Source organism: Actinoplanes sp. CA-015351 (genome assembly GCF_050955685.1).
Lineage (GTDB): Bacteria > Actinomycetota > Actinomycetes > Mycobacteriales > Micromonosporaceae > Actinoplanes.
Window position 1 is genome coordinate 6,508,230 of the sequence record NZ_CP192102.1, and the last position, 17,988, is coordinate 6,526,217.

Annotated in this window: 14 protein-coding genes; 6 read left to right on the plus strand and 8 right to left on the minus strand. The window is 69.9% G+C overall.

Annotation, left to right across the window (positions count from 1 at the left end; genetic code table 11):
* Nucleotides 1-813: 813 nt before the first annotated feature.
* Nucleotides 814-987: a hypothetical protein gene (locus ACQP2E_RS29600; protein WP_433826222.1), complete on the plus strand. Its 174-nt coding sequence runs from the start codon at nt 814-816 to the stop codon at nt 985-987.
* A gap of 174 nt (nt 988-1,161) precedes the next feature.
* On the opposite strand, the gene ACQP2E_RS29605 is transcribed toward ACQP2E_RS29600, so the two are convergent.
* From ACQP2E_RS29605 to pgsA, 4 genes are read right to left on the minus strand one after another with little or no spacing between them, the layout of a single operon-like run.
* Nucleotides 1,162-1,707, minus strand: a complete 546-nt coding sequence (locus ACQP2E_RS29605; protein WP_433826223.1) for a hypothetical protein — start codon at nt 1,705-1,707, stop codon at nt 1,162-1,164.
* Between the two features lie 43 nt (nt 1,708-1,750).
* Entirely contained in the window at nt 1,751-2,887 is a 1,137-nt protein-coding gene (locus ACQP2E_RS29610; protein ID WP_433826224.1) for a glycosyltransferase family 4 protein, read from the minus strand.
* A gap of 20 nt (nt 2,888-2,907) precedes the next feature.
* Nucleotides 2,908-3,774: a phosphatidylinositol mannoside acyltransferase gene (locus ACQP2E_RS29615; protein WP_433826225.1), complete on the minus strand. Its 867-nt coding sequence runs from the start codon at nt 3,772-3,774 to the stop codon at nt 2,908-2,910.
* Nucleotides 3,771-4,451 carry a phosphatidylinositol phosphate synthase gene (gene pgsA / locus ACQP2E_RS29620; RefSeq protein ID WP_433826226.1) on the minus strand — a complete coding sequence of 227 codons (681 nt, stop codon included), beginning with the start codon at nt 4,449-4,451 and terminating at the stop codon, nt 3,771-3,773. Before pgsA ends, ACQP2E_RS29615 begins: the two co-directional genes overlap by 4 nt.
* A gap of 153 nt (nt 4,452-4,604) precedes the next feature.
* Here pgsA and ACQP2E_RS29625 point away from each other — a divergent pair, with 153 nt between their 5' ends.
* Entirely contained in the window at nt 4,605-6,755 is a 2,151-nt protein-coding gene (locus ACQP2E_RS29625; RefSeq protein ID WP_433834088.1) for an elongation factor G-like protein EF-G2, read from the plus strand.
* On the opposite strand, the gene ACQP2E_RS29630 is transcribed toward ACQP2E_RS29625, so the two are convergent.
* A complete protein-coding gene (locus tag ACQP2E_RS29630) occupies nt 6,752-7,903 on the minus strand; it encodes an FAD-dependent monooxygenase (RefSeq protein ID WP_433826227.1) in 1,152 nt (383 codons plus the stop codon). The two genes, ACQP2E_RS29625 and ACQP2E_RS29630, sit on opposite strands and share 4 nt — an antisense overlap.
* 53 nt (nt 7,904-7,956) lie before the next feature.
* Between ACQP2E_RS29630 and ACQP2E_RS29635 the strand changes: the two genes are divergently transcribed.
* Entirely contained in the window at nt 7,957-8,538 is a 582-nt protein-coding gene (locus tag ACQP2E_RS29635; RefSeq protein ID WP_433826228.1) for a TetR/AcrR family transcriptional regulator, read from the plus strand.
* On the opposite strand, the gene ACQP2E_RS29640 is transcribed toward ACQP2E_RS29635, so the two are convergent.
* The 3 genes from ACQP2E_RS29640 to ACQP2E_RS29650 form a co-directional block, all read right to left on the minus strand.
* Nucleotides 8,509-8,964: an HIT family protein gene (locus ACQP2E_RS29640; protein ID WP_433834090.1), complete on the minus strand. Its 456-nt coding sequence runs from the start codon at nt 8,962-8,964 to the stop codon at nt 8,509-8,511. The two genes, ACQP2E_RS29635 and ACQP2E_RS29640, sit on opposite strands and share 30 nt — an antisense overlap.
* 220 nt (nt 8,965-9,184) lie before the next feature.
* Entirely contained in the window at nt 9,185-11,182 is a 1,998-nt protein-coding gene (thrS, locus tag ACQP2E_RS29645; RefSeq protein WP_433826229.1) for a threonine--tRNA ligase, read from the minus strand.
* A 1,239-nt stretch (nt 11,183-12,421) separates the two neighbouring features.
* Nucleotides 12,422-13,339, minus strand: a complete 918-nt coding sequence (locus ACQP2E_RS29650) for an ADP-ribosylglycohydrolase family protein (RefSeq protein ID WP_433826230.1) — start codon at nt 13,337-13,339, stop codon at nt 12,422-12,424.
* Nucleotides 13,340-13,435: 96 nt separating this feature from the next.
* Between ACQP2E_RS29650 and ACQP2E_RS29655 the strand changes: the two genes are divergently transcribed.
* From ACQP2E_RS29655 to ACQP2E_RS29665, 3 genes are all read left to right on the plus strand, one after another.
* A complete protein-coding gene (locus tag ACQP2E_RS29655) occupies nt 13,436-14,125 on the plus strand; it encodes a response regulator transcription factor (RefSeq protein WP_111649565.1) in 690 nt (229 codons plus the stop codon).
* 2 nt (nt 14,126-14,127) lie between these two features.
* Nucleotides 14,128-15,546, plus strand: a complete 1,419-nt coding sequence (locus ACQP2E_RS29660) for a HAMP domain-containing sensor histidine kinase (RefSeq protein ID WP_433834092.1) — start codon at nt 14,128-14,130, stop codon at nt 15,544-15,546.
* 158 nt (nt 15,547-15,704) lie between these two features.
* Nucleotides 15,705-17,975 carry an RICIN domain-containing protein gene (locus tag ACQP2E_RS29665; protein WP_433826231.1) on the plus strand — a complete coding sequence of 757 codons (2,271 nt, stop codon included), beginning with the start codon at nt 15,705-15,707 and terminating at the stop codon, nt 17,973-17,975.
* Nucleotides 17,976-17,988 lie beyond the last annotated feature (13 nt).

Here is a 17,988-nt window from a genome sequence, read left to right on the forward strand (position 1 = left end):
CTTTGCGCGGGGGCCTTCCCCCATGCCAACCCTTCCGTGGGTACGCCCACCGCCCTGCCCCGTCCCGCCCCGCCACACAGCCAGGCGGCCCACAGCCCGTGTCGATTTCGGGCTCGATTCGAACCCAAAGTCAACACGCAAGGGCAAGCCCCCGCCCCACCGTGCGACCGCCCTGCCGTGCGACCGCCCCACCGTGCGACCGCCCCACCGTGCGACCGCCCCGCCGTGCGACCGCCCCACCGTGCGACCGCCCCACCGTGCGACCGCCCCGCCGTGCGACCGCCCTGCCGCCTGGCGTGTGGCTTGCTGCGGCTGAGCCCCGCGGCTGCGGCTGAGCCGCGATCTTGGCGTCGTCCGGCTGCGGCGAAGTGACCTGTGCTCGCTAGGAGCCGGAATCGAGCGACCGCCGCCCGCCGGAGCAGGGCCCACGACAACCCCTGCCGAGGGCCCACTGTGTGCTCCCGTCCCGGCTCCGACCCCACGTCCGCACGTCCGCACGTCCGCACGACCCCACGACCCCACGACCCCACGACCCCAGCTTGGTGTGTCGACTTAAGGCTCAGCGTGTCGATTTTGGGTGCGATTCGCACCTCAAGTCGACACGCGCGCCACGAAACGGCTGCCTGTGTTGAGTTTGGGTTCGGATCGCACCCAAATCGACACGCCGTGTCGGGGTGCGGCGGAGTTGCACTGCGGGCGGGCAGTTCGCGGGGGTCGGCGACCTGCGTTGGTGGCTCTGTGTGTCGCGCCCGCGGGCATCACGTGCCGATCTTGGTAACTGGCGGTGCCTGGGGGCCCCACCATCCTCCACACATGCGCGAGCAGCTCACGGCGAGTGATACTCCGCACCCGGAAAACTCCAAGATCGCGGAACGGCCGGCACGGGCCACTCGGCGGGACGCTGGGCACCGGCTCGCGAAGGACACCGGCTCGCGACGGACACCGGCTCGCGAAGGACGCCGGCTCGCGAAGGGCGCCGGCATCTAGGGCCGGGCTGAAACCCGGCAACAGTGCTGCTCGACCGCAGTGCTGGCTGAGATTGACCATGCACCGGTCGCGAGAGGCGCCGGACGGCCGTGAGTGGGCAGCTGGGTCGCGGTGGACTCTCGGGAGGCACGTTGATGCGGTTGAGGTGCCGTGACTCGTACCCAAAAAGGGAGGTCAGACGGCCTGGACCGGGCGTTGGGGTGGGGGTGTGTGGCCGGGGACGGTGAGGGGTGGGGGGAGCTCGGGCATGGTGGGTTCGACGATGTCGAAGTATTCCGGGCGGGGGTGGCGGCGGGAGAGGCGCAGGACGCGGACCAGGACGCGGCGGCGAGCGCTCAGCGCGTCGCGGACCAGGTCGGTGTGCACCTGGCGGGCCAGGACCACGCGGCGGCTCGTGTTGACCAGGGCTCGGGCGGCCGGGTCCGCAGGGTCGAGGTCCATCGCGCGCAGCTGGCGGGTGAGGTCGTTCTCGGCGGACTCGCGGTCGCCGGGGTCGGCGTCCAGGGCGAGGCGGGCCGCGGCGTAGAGCTCCACCCGGTCACCGTGCTCGGCCACCACCGCTGCCGCTGCCGCTCGGCGGACCAGATGCGCGTCCAGGGCGCGCTCGGCGGATTGGGCTCGCGCGTGCAGACGTTCCACGCGTTGAGCGGTCCAGCCGAGGTACGCCGAGAAGATCGCGGCCAGCACGACGACTCCCACCACCCACCACATGCGGGGCATCGTAGTGGTGGATTGTGTCGGACAGTTCCTCGTGGGACCTCGGTCACGACCACTCGTCGTCGAAAACCCGACCGTCGGTTGCTTCGATGGATGTCGCGTAGACCTCGAGCACCCGGTTGGCCACACTCGGCCAGTCGAAAGTAGCGACGACGGTACGCGCGCAGGAGGCCAGTTCGGCCCGTCGTTCCGGGTCGTCCAGCAGGTCACCCAGCAGGGATGTCAGCGCGGAGGCGTCGCCGTTGGGGAAGAGGGCGCCGGCCCGGCCGCCGTCCAGGACCCGCCGGAACGCGTCCAGGTCGCTCGCCGCGATGGCCGCTCCGGCCGCCATCGCCTCGGTCAGGATCATGCCGAAGCTCTCGCCGCCGGTGTTCGGTGCGACGTAGACGTCGACGCTGCGAAGCATCCGCGCTTTGTCCGCTTCGGACACTAAGCCGAGAAATTCCACCCTATCGTGGAGTTCGTCGGGAATATCGGCAAAAAGTTCGTCTCGGTCGCCGGGTCCGGCCACCAGCAGCCTCAGGTCCGGCCGTTTGGCCGCCAGTGTCACGAACGCGGTGCGCAGCAGCGGGAACCCCTTGCGCGGCTCGGTGAACCGGCCGAGGAAACCGATCGCCCCGCCGGAACCCGGCCAGCCCGGCAGCGGCTCCGCGTTCACGAACTTCGCGACCGCCACCCCGTTGGGGATCTCGACGGCTCCCCCGCCGAGGTGCTCCACCTGCACCTTGCGGGCCAGCTCGCTCACCGCGATCCGCGCGGTGATCTTCTCGATCACCGGCTGGAGGAAGCTCTGCAGCCCGGCGAGCGCCCGGGACCTGGTCATCGCGGTGTGGAACGTGGCGACGACCGGGCCGCGGGCGGAGAGCACGGCCAGGAAGGACAGGCTGGGCGAGAGCGGTTCGTGCACGTGCAGCACGTCGAACTCACCGTTCTTGAGCCAGCGGCGTACCCGGGCCGTGGAGACCGGGCCGAAGGCGATCCGGGCCACCGACCCGTTGTACGGCAACGGCAGTGCCCGGCCGGCCGACACGACGTAGGCGGGCAACTCGGCGTCGTCGTCGGCGGGCGCCAGCACGCTGACCACGTGACCGAGTCCGATCAGGGCCTCGGCGAGGTCCATGATGTGGTTCTGTACACCGCCGGGGACGTCGAAGGAGTAGGGCGAGACGATCCCGATCCGCACGGCGTCCCCCTTTCGAAAATCTAGATCCAGAGTCTCTGGAGCATGTGCCAGTCCTGCGGGTGATCGGCGATGCCTGCCGCGAACGCGTCGGCGAGCTGCTGGGTGGTCGCTTTGACCCGCTCGTCCAGCGGTCCCTCGGTGGGCGGCGTGATCGGCCGCATCCGTGCCTGGACCTTCTCGTCGTCGAACCAGAGCTCGACCGCGTAGATCGGCGCGCCGGTCCGGATCGCGAGGATCGCCGGTCCGGCCGGCATCCGGGTCTTGCCGCCGAAGAACTCGACCTCCACGCCTGACCGGGACAGATCACGGTCGGCGAGCAGCGGAACGACCCACCCGTCCTTCAGGTGCTCACCGAGCACGTCAAGCGGTGACCGCTCGCCGCCGGTGAGCGGCAGCACCCGCATGCCGAGAGCTTCCCGGTACGCGAGGAACTGCTCGTAGACGGCCTCCGGCTTGAGCCGCTCGGCCACCGTGATCATCCGCCAGTCGTGCGAGACGACCCAGGCGGCGGCCGCGTCCCAGTTCGCCATGTGCGGCAGCGCCAGGACGACGCCGTTGCCGTCGTGGACCGCTTTCGTCAGCCACCCGTAGCTCTCCGGCTCCATGAAGAAGCCGTCGAGGTACTCCTTACGGGTACGGTTCGTCAGCCGGAACGCTTCTTTCCAGTACCGGGCGTACGACCGCAGGCCGTCCCGGACCAGGGTGTCCGGCATGTCCGGGCCGACGACCTGGCGCAGGTTGGCACGCAGCCGCTGGGTGCCACGGCCGTTCGCCTTGTACGCCCGGTCGGCCGCCGCGGTGAAGAGTTTCCGCGCCACCGGCTCGGGAAGGGCGCGAACGACCTTCCATCCGGCCGAGTAACCGAAACCGACGAGCTTGTCCTTCACTCTGCTTGCTCTCTCACGTCCGGCGCGTGCTCTTTCACGTCCGGCGCTTGCTCTCGCACGTCCGGCGCTTGCTCTCGCACGTCCGACCGGGCCGCGCTGATCAGCCGCTGGAAGACCGTGAAGAGGGAGAGCGCGGCCAGCACCCAGAGCACGGCCGGCAGGCCCCAGTCCAGGCCGGCAGCGCCGAGCAGGCCACCGACACCGACGATGAGCAGCCGTTCCAGGCGCTCGACGATGCCGACGTCGGCGTTCAGCCCGAGGCTCTGCGCGCGGGCCTTCACGTACGACACGACCTGACCGGCCACCAGGGAAACCAGGGCGCCGATGACGCCCCACCAGATCCCCTCGGTCGCCAGGTAGTAGGCGACCGCGCCGAAGACCGCGCCGTCGGCGAGCCGGTCCATCGACGAGTCCAGAAGGGCACCGAATTTTCCGGTTCCGCCCCTCATGCGGGCCATTGTGCCGTCAAGCGCGTCGGTGAGCGCGAAGGCGGTTACGATCACAGTGCCCCAGAGCAGGTGCCCCTGTGATCCGAAGTAGGAACCGATCAGCACGCCGACAGTTCCGGCGACGGTGACCGCGTTGGGCGTGACACCGATCCGGAGCAGGAATCGAGCGACCGGGTTGACGCCGTAAGCGACGGCGGCACGGGCAGTTGTTTGAACGATCTTTGCCATGGCCGTCCCACCATATCGGCGTGCGACCTGCGGTGGTACGCACCCGTCCCCACGTTGGCCGGATCGTCACCATCCGGAACAGTGGTCCTTGCCACTAAAACGCCCGAGGTGTGGGATTCAAGCAACAGAACTGAAATGACGGGAGCGCTCGGCATGGCGCAGAAAACTTCGGAGAAAGGACTCGCCGGCGCCGCCGCGCCGGTGGTGACAGATCCCGGCAGAGTTCGCAACGTGGTGCTGGTGGGCCACTCCGGTTCGGGGAAGACGACGCTGGTGGAGGCCCTGCTCGCGGCCACCGGCACGATCCCCCGGGCCGGTTCGGTGGCGGACGGCACCACGGTGACCGACCACGACCAGGCAGCGGTACGCCAGCAGCGCTCGGTGGCGCTGGCCTGCGCGCCGCTCGTGCACGACGGCGTGAAGATCAACCTTTTGGACACCCCGGGCTTCGCCGACTTCGTCGGTGAGCTGCGGGCCGGGCTCCGCGCGGCAGACGCGGCGCTCTTCGTGGTGTCCGCGGTCGACGGCGTGGACGACTCCACTGTCGCGCTCTGGGAGGAGTGCGCCTCGGTGGGCATGCCCCGCGCGGTGGCGATCACCCGGCTGGACCACCCGCGCGCCGATTACGAGGAGGCGCTGCAGGACTGCCAGGAGGCGTTCGGCGACAACGTGATGCCGATCTACCAGCCGATGCTCGGTGACGACGGCCAGTCGATCGTCGGCCTGCTCGGGCTGGTCACGCTCCGCGTCCTGGACTACTCCCAGGGTTATCCGCCACGGGCCGGTGAGGCCGAGCGGGAGCACCTGAACCCGATCGCCGACGACCGGAACGCTCTCATCGAGGGGATCATCGCGGAGAGCGAGGACGAGACCCTCATGGATCGGTACGTGGCCGGCGAGCTGATCAGCACCGACTCACTCATCCCGGACCTGGAAAAAGCAGTCGCCCGCGGCAACTTCTACCCGGTCATCCCGGTCTGCGCCGGCACCGGGGTCGGCCTCGACGCGCTGCTCGACGGCCTGGTCGGTGGCGCGCCCTCGCCGCTGGAGCACGAGCTTCCGGTGGTGACCGGTGTGGACGGCTCACCCCGGCCGCCGCTGAGCTGCGATCCGGACGGGCCGCTCGTGGCGGAGGTGGTGCGTACCACGATCGACCGGCACGTCGGCCGGGTCTCGCTGGTCCGGGTCTTCTCCGGCACCCTGCGCCCGGACCAGACGCTGCACGTCTCCGGGCACGGCATGGCCGAGCGCGGCCACCCCGACCACGACGCCGACGAGCGGGTGGCGCACGTGTACGCCCCACTCGGCGCCCAGCTTCGCGAGGTACCGAGCTGCATCGCCGGTGACCTGTGCGCGATAACCAAGTCGGGCACCGCGGAGACCGGTGACACCCTGTCCGGCAAGGATCAGCCGCTGCTCATGGAGCCCTGGTCGATGCCGGAACCGCTGCTGCCGATCGCCGTGGTCGCGAAGACCCGGTCCGACGAGGACGCTCTCGCCAAGAACCTGGGCCGGCTGGTCGCCGGCGATCCGACGCTGCGGCTGGAACGTAATCCGGAGACGCATCAGCTGGTCCTCTGGACGATGGGCGAGTCACACGCCGACGTGGTGCTGGACCGGCTCCGGGCCGGCGGCGTCGAGCTGGACACCGAACCGGTGAAGGTGGCGCTGCGCGAGACCTTCGGCGCCGGGTCGAAAGGTCACGGCCGGCACGTCAAGCAGTCCGGCGGCCATGGTCAGTACGCGGTCTGCGACATCCAGGTGGAACCGCTGCCCCGGGGCGAGGGCTTCCAGTTCGTCGACAAGGTGGTCGGCGGCGCCGTGCCGCACAACTACATCCCCTCGGTGGAGAAGGGTGTCCGGGCCCAGCTGGAGCGCGGTCTGGTCGCCGGGTTCCCGGTGGTGGATCTGAAGGTCACCCTGTACGACGGCAAGGCGCACAGTGTCGACTCCTCGGACGCCGCTTTCCAGACAGCCGGCGCGCTGGCCCTGCGCGCGGCTGCCGAGAGCGGCCAGCTGACCCTGCTGGAACCGGTCGACGAGGTCGTCGTGAAGGTTCCGGAGGTCTACGTCGGCCCGGTGATGAGCGATCTGTCCGGCCGGCGCGGCCGGCCGATGGGCAGCGAGTCCGACGGCGAGGCGAGTCTCGTCCGTGCCGAGGTGCCCGCCACCGAGCTGGTCCGTTATGCCGTGGAGCTGCGGGCCCTGACCTCCGGGACCGGCACGTTCACTCGTCGTTATGTCCGCCACGAGCCGATGCCGGCCCATCTGGCCGATGCGGCCAGGAAGGAACACGCTCGCTAGATGGTTATGGCGCTTGCCGCCTCGTGCAGCGGTGCCAGCACCTTGTTGATGACCTGCTCCTTGCGCGGGTGGAACTTCAGGGTGCGCATTCCGTAGTTACGGAACCCGATGGCGAGGCGGCTGGCCGGAACCATGTCGCCGGCCATCTTGCGACCGAATACGAGGTTTTTCTCTACATAAGGCCGCATTAGTCGCTCATATCCGTCGAATCCACCACCATTGTTCAACTGCTCGGCCAGGACGTACGCCCCGACCAGCGCCAGACTCGTACCCTGCCCCGCAGCCGGTGACGGGCAGTAGCCCGCATCGCCGAGCAGCACGACCCGGCCCGACGAGTACGACGACGCCTGGACCTGGCTCAGCGAGTCGAAGTAGAAGTCCGGCGCGTGGTCGAGCGCGGCCAGGAAGTCGTCGCTGCGCCAGCCCCGGCCCGCGAAGGCCGCCCGGAGCAGGTCCTTCTGGGCGCCGACGTCACGGCGGTCGTACGCCAGCGGCTCGGACGCGAAGGTCATGCCGACCCGGGCCGGTCCGTCGGCGTCCATGGCATAGGCGAAGATCAGCCGGCCGGGCTCGGTGTACATGATTTCTTCGCGCTCGAAGCCCAGATCGTTGGGGACCTCGAAGATCGAGATGTAGGCGCCGAGGTGGTCGAGCGTGACCTCCGGCATGACCAGCTGCCGGGTGGTCGAGTTGAGCCCGTCAGCAGCGACGATGACGTCGTATTCACCGGTGCGGCCGCTGGCGAAAGTCACCGATTTCTCGGAGATCCCGGAAATGCTGTCACCGTAAACGATCTCAGCGCCGCAAGCGTCGGCGAGCAGAACCCCGAGGTCCCCCCGCATGATCTCGAGGTCGTCACCGCGGCGCCCCATCAGCAGATCCGCCGGCAACGAGGCGATCTTGCGGCCGTCGCGCCGCACATAGGTCACCTGCTGCATCCTGGTGTCCCGTTCCTTGGCCGCCGCGTGCAGCCCCATCTTCTGCAGCACGGTCGCGGCCGCGCCCCGGACGTCGACCTTGTAGCCACCGGCACGCAGCTCCGGCGCCCGCTCCACGATCGTGACGTCCCACCCGGACCGGACCAGCCAGTACGCCAGAGCCGGACCCGCGACACCCGCACCTGAGATCAACGCTTTGCGATTCGTCATGACTCGACTATACAAACGTCTTATACGTTTGTATAGAAGTTAGGATCACGAACATGGGCCATCGCGAAGATCTGCTGCAAGGCGCCAAGAAGGCGCTGCTGGAGAAGGGGTACGCGCAGACGACGGCGCGCGACATAGTGGCGGCGTCGGGCACCAACCTCGCCTCGATCGGATATCACTACGGCTCGACAAAGGCCCTGTTGACCGCCGCGATGCTCAGCGCCATCGAGGACTGGGGTGAGGCGTTCGGGCAGGCGCTCACCGAGGAGAAGGACGACGACCCCGCCGACCCGATGCTGCGCTTCTGGCAGCGGGTGATCGGCTCGATCCAGTCGCACCGGGCGCTCTGGCTGGCCAGCGTCGAGGTGCTGATCCACAGCGAGCACATGCCTGACCTGCGCGCTCAGCTCGCGGCCGGCCTCCAGGAGGGCCGCAGCGGGATGGCCGCAATGGTCACCGGCACTTTTGAGGGCGACCTGGACAAGGCGACGATCCGCACGGTCGGGTCTGTTCAGATGGCGCTGATGTCCGGCGTTCTGACCCAGTGGCTCACCGACCCGGCGACCGCCCCGTCCGCCGAGGAGATCGTTGAGGGCATCCGCAGGCTAAACGGCGGACCAGGCCTTCACCAATAGCTCCCGGGTGTCGGCGAGCAACTGCGGCAACACCTTCGTCGCTCCGATCACCGGCATGAAGTTGGCGTCGCCACCCCACCGCGGCACCACGTGCTGGTGCAGGTGGGCGGCGATCCCGGCGCCGGCGATCGAGCCCTGGTTCATCCCGATGTTGAAGCCGTGCGGGTTGCTCACCGCCCGGACCACCTTCATCGCGGTACGCGTGAACGCCGCCACCTCACCCACCTCGGCCTCGGTGAGATCGGTGTAGTCCGCGACGTGCCGGTACGGGCAGACCAGCAGATGCCCGGGGTTGTACGGATACAGGTTGAGCAGCGCGTAAACGAGCTCACCCCGCGCCACCACCAGGCTGCTGGGCTCCGGCAGCCCCGGCGCGACACAGAACGGGCAGCCCTCAGGCTGGTTCTGGCCGGCGATGTAATCCATCCGGTGCGGCGCCCAGAGCCGCTGAAGGCCGTCGTCCACGGCTCAAATACTAGGCATGCACGGGGAACAGCCGCCTGCTCGCCGCGGTCCGGGCCATCGGTGGTGTCCGGAACCGCATCCAGCCCTCCGCTCGCGCCGTCCGTACTTCCGGTCGGACGGCGCGAGCGTGAGCTGAGAAACGGTCAGGCCGCGGACGGCGCGAGCGTGAGCTGAGAAACGGTCAGGCCGCGGACGGCCCCACGTTGGTACGCGAACGCACCACCTCGGCCACGTGCGCCACAGCCTCGTCGATCGATACGCCGTTGCGCTGCGAGCCGTCGCGGTACCGGAACGAGACGGTCCCGCCGCTCACGTCGTCGTCACCGGCGATCGCCATGAACGGGATCTTCTGCTGCTGCGCGGTCCGGATCTTCTTCTGCATCCGGTCGGTGGAGTAGTCCACCTCGGCCCGGATGCCTTCCTTGCGCAGCTTGGCAACGAACTCCGCGAGGTAGTCGGCGTGGTCGTCACGGATCGGGATGCCCACCACCTGCACCGGCGCGAGCCAGGCCGGGAACGCGCCCGCGTAGTGCTCCACCAGTACGCCGAAGAACCGCTCGATCGAGCCGAACTTCGCCGAGTGGATCATCACCGGCTCCTGCCGGGTGCCGTCGGCCGCCTGGAACTCCAGACCGAACCGGGCCGGCTGGTTGAAGTCGTACTGAATGGTCGACATCTGCCAGGTCCGGCCGATCGCGTCCTTCGCCTGGACGCTGATCTTCGGACCGTAGAACGCCGCGCCACCCGGGTCGAGCACCAGCTCCAGGCCGGTCTCCTTGGCCACGTCCTCAAGAACGCTGGTGGCCTTCTCCCACTGCTCGTCCGAGCCGATGAACTTGTCGCTCTTCGGGTCCCGGGTCGACAGCTCCAGGTAGTAGTCGTCCAGGCCGAAGTCGTCCAGCAGCGAGCGGACGAACGCCAGCAGGTGCTTGATCTCGCCCGGTGCCTGCTCGGCGGTCACGTACGAGTGCGAGTCGTCCTGGGTCAGGCCACGGACCCGGGTCAGGCCGTGCACCACGCCGGACTTCTCGTACCGGTACACCGAGCCGAACTCGAACAGGCGCAGCGGCAGCTCACGGTAGGACCGCCCCCGCGACCTGAAGATCAGGTTGTGCATCGGGCAGTTCATCGCCTTGAGGTAGTACTTCGCGCCTTCGAGCTCGCTCGGCGGGAACATCGTGTCCGCGTAGTACGGCAGATGGCCCGAGGTGTGGAACAGGCCTTCCTTGCTGATGTGCGGGGTGCCGACGTACTGGAAGCCCTCCTCGATGTGGCGGGCCCGGACGTAGTCCTCCATCTCCCGCTTGATCACACCGCCCTTGGGGTGGAAGACCACCAGACCGGAACCGATCTCGTCCGGGAAGGAGAAGAGGTCCAGCTCGGTGCCGAGCTTGCGGTGGTCACGACGCTCCGCCTCGGCGAGCCGGTTCAGGTACGCCTTCAGCTCGTCCCGCGACGGCCACGCGGTGCCGTAGATCCGCTGCAGCTGCGGGTTCTTCTCCGAACCGCGCCAGTAAGCGGCGGCCGAGCGCATCAGCTTGAACGCCGGGATCAGCCGGGTCGACGGCAGGTGCGGCCCGCGGCACAGGTCGCCCCAGACCCGCTCGCCGTCCTTGTTGATGTTGTCGTAGTGGGTCAGCTCACCGGCGCCGACCGCTTTCGCCTCGTCGTCGACGTCACCCTTGATGTCGACGAGCTCCAGCTTGAACGGCTCGTTCGCCAGCTCGGCCTTGGCCTCGTCGAGCGACGCGTACTCCCGCCGGCGGAAGGTCTGCCCCGCCTTGACGATCTCCTGCATCCGCTTCTCGAGCTTGCCGAGATCGTCCGGCTGGAACGGCTTCTCCACGTCGAAGTCGTAGTAGAACCCGTCCCGGATCGGCGGCCCGATCCCAAGCTTGGCGTCCGGAAAGACATCCTGGACCGCCTGCGCAAGCACGTGCGCCGCCGAATGCCGCAGCACATCGAGCCCGTCCGGCTCATCGATGGCGACCGGCACCACCTCGGCGTCAGCAGCAGGCGCCCAGTTCAGATCGCGCAACCGCCCGTCGGCGTCCCGCACCACGACGATCGCTTTCGGTCCGTGCGCCGGCAGACCGGCGGCGGCCACCGCGTCGGCCGCCGTAGTCCCGGCCGGGACGACTAGAGGGTCGGCCACAGCGGGGTTACGGAGTGCAGACACGGTATTTCTCCATTCAGACGGTGAGCCCACGGCAATCCGGGCCCCACGATGCTATCCGTCCCGTTTTCCCACACCCCGACCGGCGCGGCCAGCGATTTTCCCCTCACCCTCCCTTCATGGGTACGCCCAACGGCCTCCCCGAACGCAACAGAACCTCCCGTGCCTGGAGTCCACCGTGTGCCCGAGTCCACCCTGCGCCCGAGCCCACCGTGCGCCCGAGCCCACCGTGCGCCCGAGCCCACCGTGCGCCCGAGCCCACCGTGCGCCCGAGCCCACCGTGCGCCCGAGTCCACGCCCTGACCGTGGTCAACTCACACAGCACGAGCACCGAGCCCAGAGCCCACCGTGCGCCCGAGCCCACCGTGCGCCCGAGCCCACCGTGCGCTTTCGACCTCCTTCCAAGCAGCCATCGGCGCTCTTTGCTCTATTTGCGCCCTTTGCGCCACCGAAAAGCCGCCCTCCCGGCCGATCTTGAGCTTTTGTACACACCCGGCGGTGGAGAAAGGCTCAAGATCGGCAGGCAAGCCTCATGTCGGAGCGACCACTTGAGTTTTCGCCATCCTGCGGGCCGGCTACAGATTTGGGCGCGGCGACAACTCTCGCTGTGAGGCGTTGCCGCAGATCTTGTGCGGTTCAACCGTCCCGTCGACCACAAACTCACAACTTCCCGGTAGCCACCGCTGCGGGCGGTCGTTTCAGGGTGGTTCGCGAGGTCCCGGGTGACGCGTAGTCACCACGATGGCGGTTGGTGCTGGCTTTGTGGAGACCGGTGGAGGTCAGAGCACCCACAGGTCTCCAAGATCGAGCCTCAATGCGGGCAGCATCCCGCCCGGCACTCACCGCTCGTGACGATTCGGCGCGACGAGCGCTCCGGCCTGCAGATCCGTGCTTGCCGGTTCAACTGTGAACGGCCGAACCACGCGACCCATGACGAACGTGGCCCAGCTGGTCCTGAGTCAGACGCCGCAGGCTCGCGGCTCACCTCCGTCCCGCATGCGCTCACCGCCCAAGCAACCCGCCCCGCATGCGCTCACCGCCCGACCGAACCCGCTCCGCGTGCGCTCAACGCCCTGCCGGAGGAGGACAAACGGACGCACGAACGCACGCACGAACGAACGCACGAACGCACGAACGCACGAACGGACGCACGGACGAACGGACGGACGCACGGACGAACGGACAAACGAACGCACGAATGAACGAACGCACCAACGCACCAACGCACCAACGCACCGACTGCTATTGCTCGCCGTCGGCTGTGTCCAGCCAGGCAGGCAGCGGCTCTCGCGTCGACAGCCACTCCCCCGGGATGCCGTCGAGGCCCGTATGCGCGGCCACCACGCCGCCGGCTATCGCGGCGGTGGTGTCCACGTCGCCGCCCGCCGAGACGCACGCCGTGATCGCGGCCGGGTAGTCCGACAGGCAATGAGCCGCTGCCCAGAGCGCGAACGGCACCGTGTCCTGAGCCAGCGCCCGAGCGCCGCTGCCCAGCCGGTACGCCGCCTCGTCGGCCCGGCGGATCGTGGTGGCCTCGACGAGGCCCTCGCGGACCAGGCCGGCCGGGGTGTGCGCGGCCACGGCCAGCAGCATCTGGCCGGGCGAAGGGCGGTGGCCGTGCAACCGGGCCGCGGCGGCCACCGCGGCGGCGACGGCGACGGCCACACCGCCGGCGATGCCTTCCGGGTGCGAGTGGGTCACCTCGGCGGCGCGTACCCCCTGTGCTGCCGCGTGCGCGAGTGAATCCGCATGCCAGGCGCCCAGCGGCGCGGCGCGCATGGCCGCGCCGTTGCCGCAGGAGCCTTCGCCGTCGAAGGCGGCCGCCGCCGCGATCGGCCAGGGCAGGCCGTCGCGGATCTGGCGCAGCATCACCACGGCGCCGGGGCCGTACCCCCGATAGGGGTCGTGCAGGCGGCCGAGCATCTCGGCGAAGGCATCGCGGTCGAAGGAGCCCTCGGCGAGGGTCGCCACCAGGCAGCACGCCTGCTCGGTGTCGTCGGTCCACTCCCAGGTTCCGTCCGGAACCCGGCCCTCGACCAGGTCCGCCGGCTTGTTTCCGGGCACGAAGTACTGGGCTCCGAGGGCGTCGCCGACGCTGAGACCGGCCAGGCTCTCCAGGGCCAACGCGAGTCGCGTACCGGGGAAAAGAGTGAATGACATCAGCGCTTCGGATCGTAATCCATCACCGAGAGTCATCAAAGAGTCTCGCTGGATCACCCTTTAGGTTCTCCTTGCGCGGGACGCTACGGTCTTCGCATGGCCACGGTTTTGCTCGTCGAAGACGATCATGTCGTGCGCGGTGCCATGCTCCGATCGCTTGCCGACCGGGGGCATGCCGTGCACGCCGTCGGCACGGCTCTGGAAGCGTTGCGGCGCGTCGCCGCGGAGACGCCGGACCTGGTCGTGCTGGATCTCGGACTGCCCGATCTCGACGGTTCGGACGCGTTGCGCATGCTGCGCGGCATCACCGATGTGCCGATCATCATCGCCACCGCACGCGACGACGAGCAGACCGTCGTGCGCCTGCTGCGGGCCGGCGCCGACGACTACATGGTCAAGCCGTTCACCGGCGCTCACCTGGACGCCCGGATCGCCACCGTGCTGCGCCGGGTGGGCCGGGCCAGCCGGGCCGCGCAACCGGCCGTCTACGAGGTGGGCGAGCTCCGGGTGGACGTCGGCGAGCGCAGCGCCGCCCTCGGGGACCAGCCACTCGCGCTGACCCGCAAGGAATTCGATCTTCTGGCGTACCTCGCCGCCCGTCCGGGCCGTGTGGTGTCCCGCCGCGAGCTGTTGGAGGAGGTATGGCGACAGCCATCGGTCGGCGAGGACCAGACCATCGACGTGCATTTGTACTGGCTTCGCCGGAAACTGGGCGAGTCCGCGGCGAAGCCCCGCTTCCTGCGCACCGTGCGGGGGGTCGGATTCCGGTTGGTGGCGCCGGACTGAGGCTGCGGCTGGCCTACACCACCGCCGCCACCACCGCCGCCGTCGCACTGATCTTCCTGGTGCCGCTCGGCTGGAACCTGCGTAACGACCATCGGGACGCCGCCTTCGCCGCGGCCGCCGAGCGCACCGCGACCGTGGCCGGCGCGCTCACCGCCGGCGCCAATGCGAAAGGGGTCGCCGCGGCGCTCGCGCTCGCGGGCGGTGGCACCGTCGTGCACACCCCGGGCATCGCGCCGACGGCCGGCGGCCGGGCCGGCGCCGTGCTGATCGACAAGGCGTCCACCTCGCTGGAACCCACCGTCGAGGACGTGGACGGCGGCGTGGTCCGCCTGGTGCCGATCACCATCGGCGAGCGGCACTCGGTGATCGAGGCGTTCGTCCCGTCGTCCGAGCTGAACAAGGACACCGCCCGCGACTGGTGGCTGCTGCTCGGCCTCGCGGTCCTGCTGGTCGGCGGCGCCGTCTTCGTGGTCGACCGGCTGGCCCGCGGCGCCGTCTCCTCGGCCCGGCACCTGGTCGACGCGGCGCTCGCGGTCGGCGACGGCGACCTCGCCGTGCGCATCGACCCGTCCGGCCCGCGCGAGCTGGCCGAGGCCGGGTACGCGTTCAACCGGATGGCCGACCGCCTGGTCACGTCGCGGACCGACGAGCGGGAGCTGGTCGCCGACCTGTCGCACCGGCTGCGCACGCCGCTGACCGCGCTGCGGCTGGACGCCGAGGCACTGGACCCGGACGACACCCAAATAGGGGACTTCTCCCCCGCCGAGCTGGACCGCCGTCGGGGCATCCGGCGGATCCGCACCGCGATCACCACCCTCGAGGACGAGGTCAACAGCCTGATCAACACCACCCGGCAGGCGGTGGCGGCCCAGCTCTCCGCTCCGGAGGACGGCCTCTGCGACGCCAGCGAGGTGGTCCGCGAGCGGATGATGTTCTGGTCCGCGCTCGCCGGCGACCAGGACCGGCAGTACCGGGTGGTCGGCGCGCACCTGCGAATCCCGGTCCCGGTCGCCCGGGCCGAGCTGGCCGCCGCGCTGGACGCGGTTCTCGGCAACGTCTTCCGCTACACCCCGCAGGGCACCTCGTTCGAGGTGGGCCTCTCCCGCCGGGACGGCTGGGTGGCGCTGCGGGTGGACGACGCCGGTCCCGGCATCGACGATCCGGAGCAGGCGCTGCGGCGCGGCCAGAGCAACCAGGGCTCGACCGGCCTTGGCCTGGACATCGCCCGCCGGGTGGCGCAGGCCACCGGCGGCTCGGTGAGCCTGGACCGGGCCGCGATGGGCGGGGCGAGCGTGGTCATGCTGCTCGCCGACGCGGACGCGACACCGAAGACACCCAGCAGGTTCGGGCTGGTCGGGCGGGGCCGGCCGGCACGGGAGAAAGCACCGGAACGCAAGCGCTGGCAACGAGGACGGGAATGAGCAAGGGCTACGACGGACAGGTCCCCCGTACGACACAGCGCTGGCTTATATCTCTTTTAAAAGCGTTCCCCTCCGGCCGCCGGGCTGGCAGTCTTCCCACCGATCCAGTTCGGCGGTTTCCGGCTTCACACCGCCACCAAGTTCGACGAGGAGACGCAGTGTCCGCGCATCGCCGGCCAGCGTTCCGCGAGTCGCCCCCGGGGCGGCGTCGCGCGGCAGGCGACCACCGCCCACGCACACGCTCCGCAGCCTTCCGGCTCCTTCCGGTAGCGCTCGGCGTCGCACTGCTCGGTGTCGGCGGTGTGGTCGGTCCCAGTGTCATCGGCGCGGCCCCCACCGACGAGGTGGACCGTTTCGCCCTTTCCGCCCTGCCGACCGACGCGCCCGAGCAGGGCCTGGTCTACAGCGGACTCAAGCTCGCCTCGAAAGGCTCGCTCTGCTCCGGCAGCTATCTGCTCTACGAGCAGACCTGCACGCACGGTCCGGACTCGGCTCCGGCAGGCCTTTCGGTACGCCGTGACGTAGCCCCCGTGACGGAGAGCTCAGCACGCCAGGTGACAGTGGTCAGCCGGGAGACCGGCGCGGTGCCGCTGGACGCCGAGATCGCCCGCGACGAGGGCGGCAGCGCGTTGACCGCCGACGCGCCCGCGCTGATCCCGGACGCGGCGCCCGGCCAGGCCGACTTCATCCTCGGCCCGGAGGACGTGGCCTGTTCCGGCGACGGCCGCAGCGGCAAGCGGGTGCAGCTGCTCTACCTGCACGAGTCGACCGCCCCGAGCCGGTACGCGAAGTTCCTCAACTCGTTCCGGACCTGGGCCGCCGGCGTCGACGCGATCTACGACGCCAGCGCCGGGGAGACCGGCGGCTCCCGCCACATCCGGTACGTCACGACGCCCGAGTGCCGCGTCGACGTCGCCGAGGTGCAGCTGCCGGACGACTCGCTGAACTCGTTCACCGGCAGCATCAACGCGCTGCGCGACCTCGGCTACAACCGCACCGACCGCAAGTACCTGATCTTCTCGGACGCGAACGTCTACTGCGGCATCTCGTCGTTCGTGGCCGACACCCGTCCGGGCCGGGGCAACCGCAACAACGGCGGCCCGTCGTACGCCCGGGTCGACGCGGGCTGCTGGAGTTCGGCGATGGCCGCGCACGAGCTGACCCACACGCTCGGCGCGGTGCTCATCGACTCACCGAACTCGACGGGCGCGGGCAGCTGCACCGACGACTTCGACCTGCTCTGCGGCGAGGACCGCTCCGGCAAGCCGGTGCGCAACGTCTGCCCGAAGAAGCACGAGATCCGGCTGGACTGCGGCAACGACGACTACTTCAGCACCAACCCGAAGAAGGACAGCTACCTGGACCTGCACTGGAACGTGGCGCTCAGCGACTTCCTGCTGCGCAGCGACGGCGGCGATGACATCCCGGACGCTCCGGGCGCGGTGGTGCCGGACCCGACCGTCGAGGCCGCTCCGCCCGCGACGTCCGCCCCGGCGGCCACACCGGTCTCGCCGGCGCCGAGCACCGTGGCGCCCAGCGCCCCGGAGAGCCCGGCCGCGCCGTCACCGAGCGTCTCGGAGAGCGTGGCGCCGGACGCCGGTGTGTCGGAGAGCCCGGCGCCCGAGCCGAGCGCGTCGGTGACCGGTGAGTCGACCCTTCCGCCGATCGAGGAGGTCGCGCACACCGTGGCGCCCGCCCCGGCCGACGCCGACACCGCGGAGGGCGCGCCGGCCGAGGCGCCGGGCACCACCAACGACGGCGTCCAGGCGGTCCTGGAGATCCGTGAGGCGACCAGCACGTCGGTCCGTCTCACCTGGAGCTCGGGAGCCGACGACGCGCAGTACGAGGTCTCCGTCGGCGGCGAGCCGGTGGCCACCACGAAATCCACCCGGGCCCGGCTGATCGGCCTCAAGCCGGACGCCAAATACGTCGTGGAGGTCCGCAACACCAAGCTCGGGTACCTGGCGAAGGGCACCGCGGTCACCGCCCCGGCGGCCCGGCCGGTGCAGAACTCCTGGTTCGTGCTGACCAACTCGCTCACCGGCGGCGCGGCCGACCTGTACGCGGCCCGCGACACCGACGGCACCCCGGTGACCCTCGGCGACCAGGACGGCGGCGCCCAGCAGCAGTGGCAGCTGGTGCCCGCGGAGAACGGCACGTACTCGCTGGTCTCCCGGGCCAGCAACCGGTGTGCGGTCGCCCTGGCCGGCAAGCCGGTCGCCGGCGCACCGCTGGTGCAGGGCGACTGTTACGCAGCCGACGGCGCCCGCTGGACGCTGCAGGCCTCCGATTACGGCTTCACGGTGCGCAGCACCACCGGCGACCTGGTGATCGGCGTCGGCGCCCAGCGCTTCGGCGCGCATCGGGTGCTGGTGCTCCAGGAGGACACCGGCCAGCGTCACCAGAGCTGGACGGCCGTTCCCGACTGACCACCCCGTTCCC

Excerpts from the sequence above, each read along its gene's own strand:
- ACQP2E_RS29600 (WP_433826222.1), top strand. The coding sequence starts at position 814 with ATGCGCGAGCAGCTCACGGCGAGTGATACTCCGCACCCGGAAAACTCC.
- ACQP2E_RS29605 (WP_433826223.1), bottom strand. The coding sequence starts at position 1,707 with ATGCCCCGCATGTGGTGGGTGGTGGGAGTCGTCGTGCTGGCCGCGATC.
- pgsA (WP_433826226.1), bottom strand. The coding sequence starts at position 4,451 with ATGGCAAAGATCGTTCAAACAACTGCCCGTGCCGCCGTCGCTTACGGC.
- ACQP2E_RS29625 (WP_433834088.1), top strand. The coding sequence starts at position 4,605 with ATGGCGCAGAAAACTTCGGAGAAAGGACTCGCCGGCGCCGCCGCGCCG.
- ACQP2E_RS29630 (WP_433826227.1), bottom strand. The coding sequence starts at position 7,903 with ATGACGAATCGCAAAGCGTTGATCTCAGGTGCGGGTGTCGCGGGTCCG.
- ACQP2E_RS29635 (WP_433826228.1), top strand. The coding sequence starts at position 7,957 with ATGGGCCATCGCGAAGATCTGCTGCAAGGCGCCAAGAAGGCGCTGCTG.
- ACQP2E_RS29640 (WP_433834090.1), bottom strand. The coding sequence starts at position 8,964 with ATGGATTACATCGCCGGCCAGAACCAGCCTGAGGGCTGCCCGTTCTGT.
- ACQP2E_RS29650 (WP_433826230.1), bottom strand. The coding sequence starts at position 13,339 with ATGTCATTCACTCTTTTCCCCGGTACGCGACTCGCGTTGGCCCTGGAG.
- ACQP2E_RS29655 (WP_111649565.1), top strand. The coding sequence starts at position 13,436 with ATGGCCACGGTTTTGCTCGTCGAAGACGATCATGTCGTGCGCGGTGCC.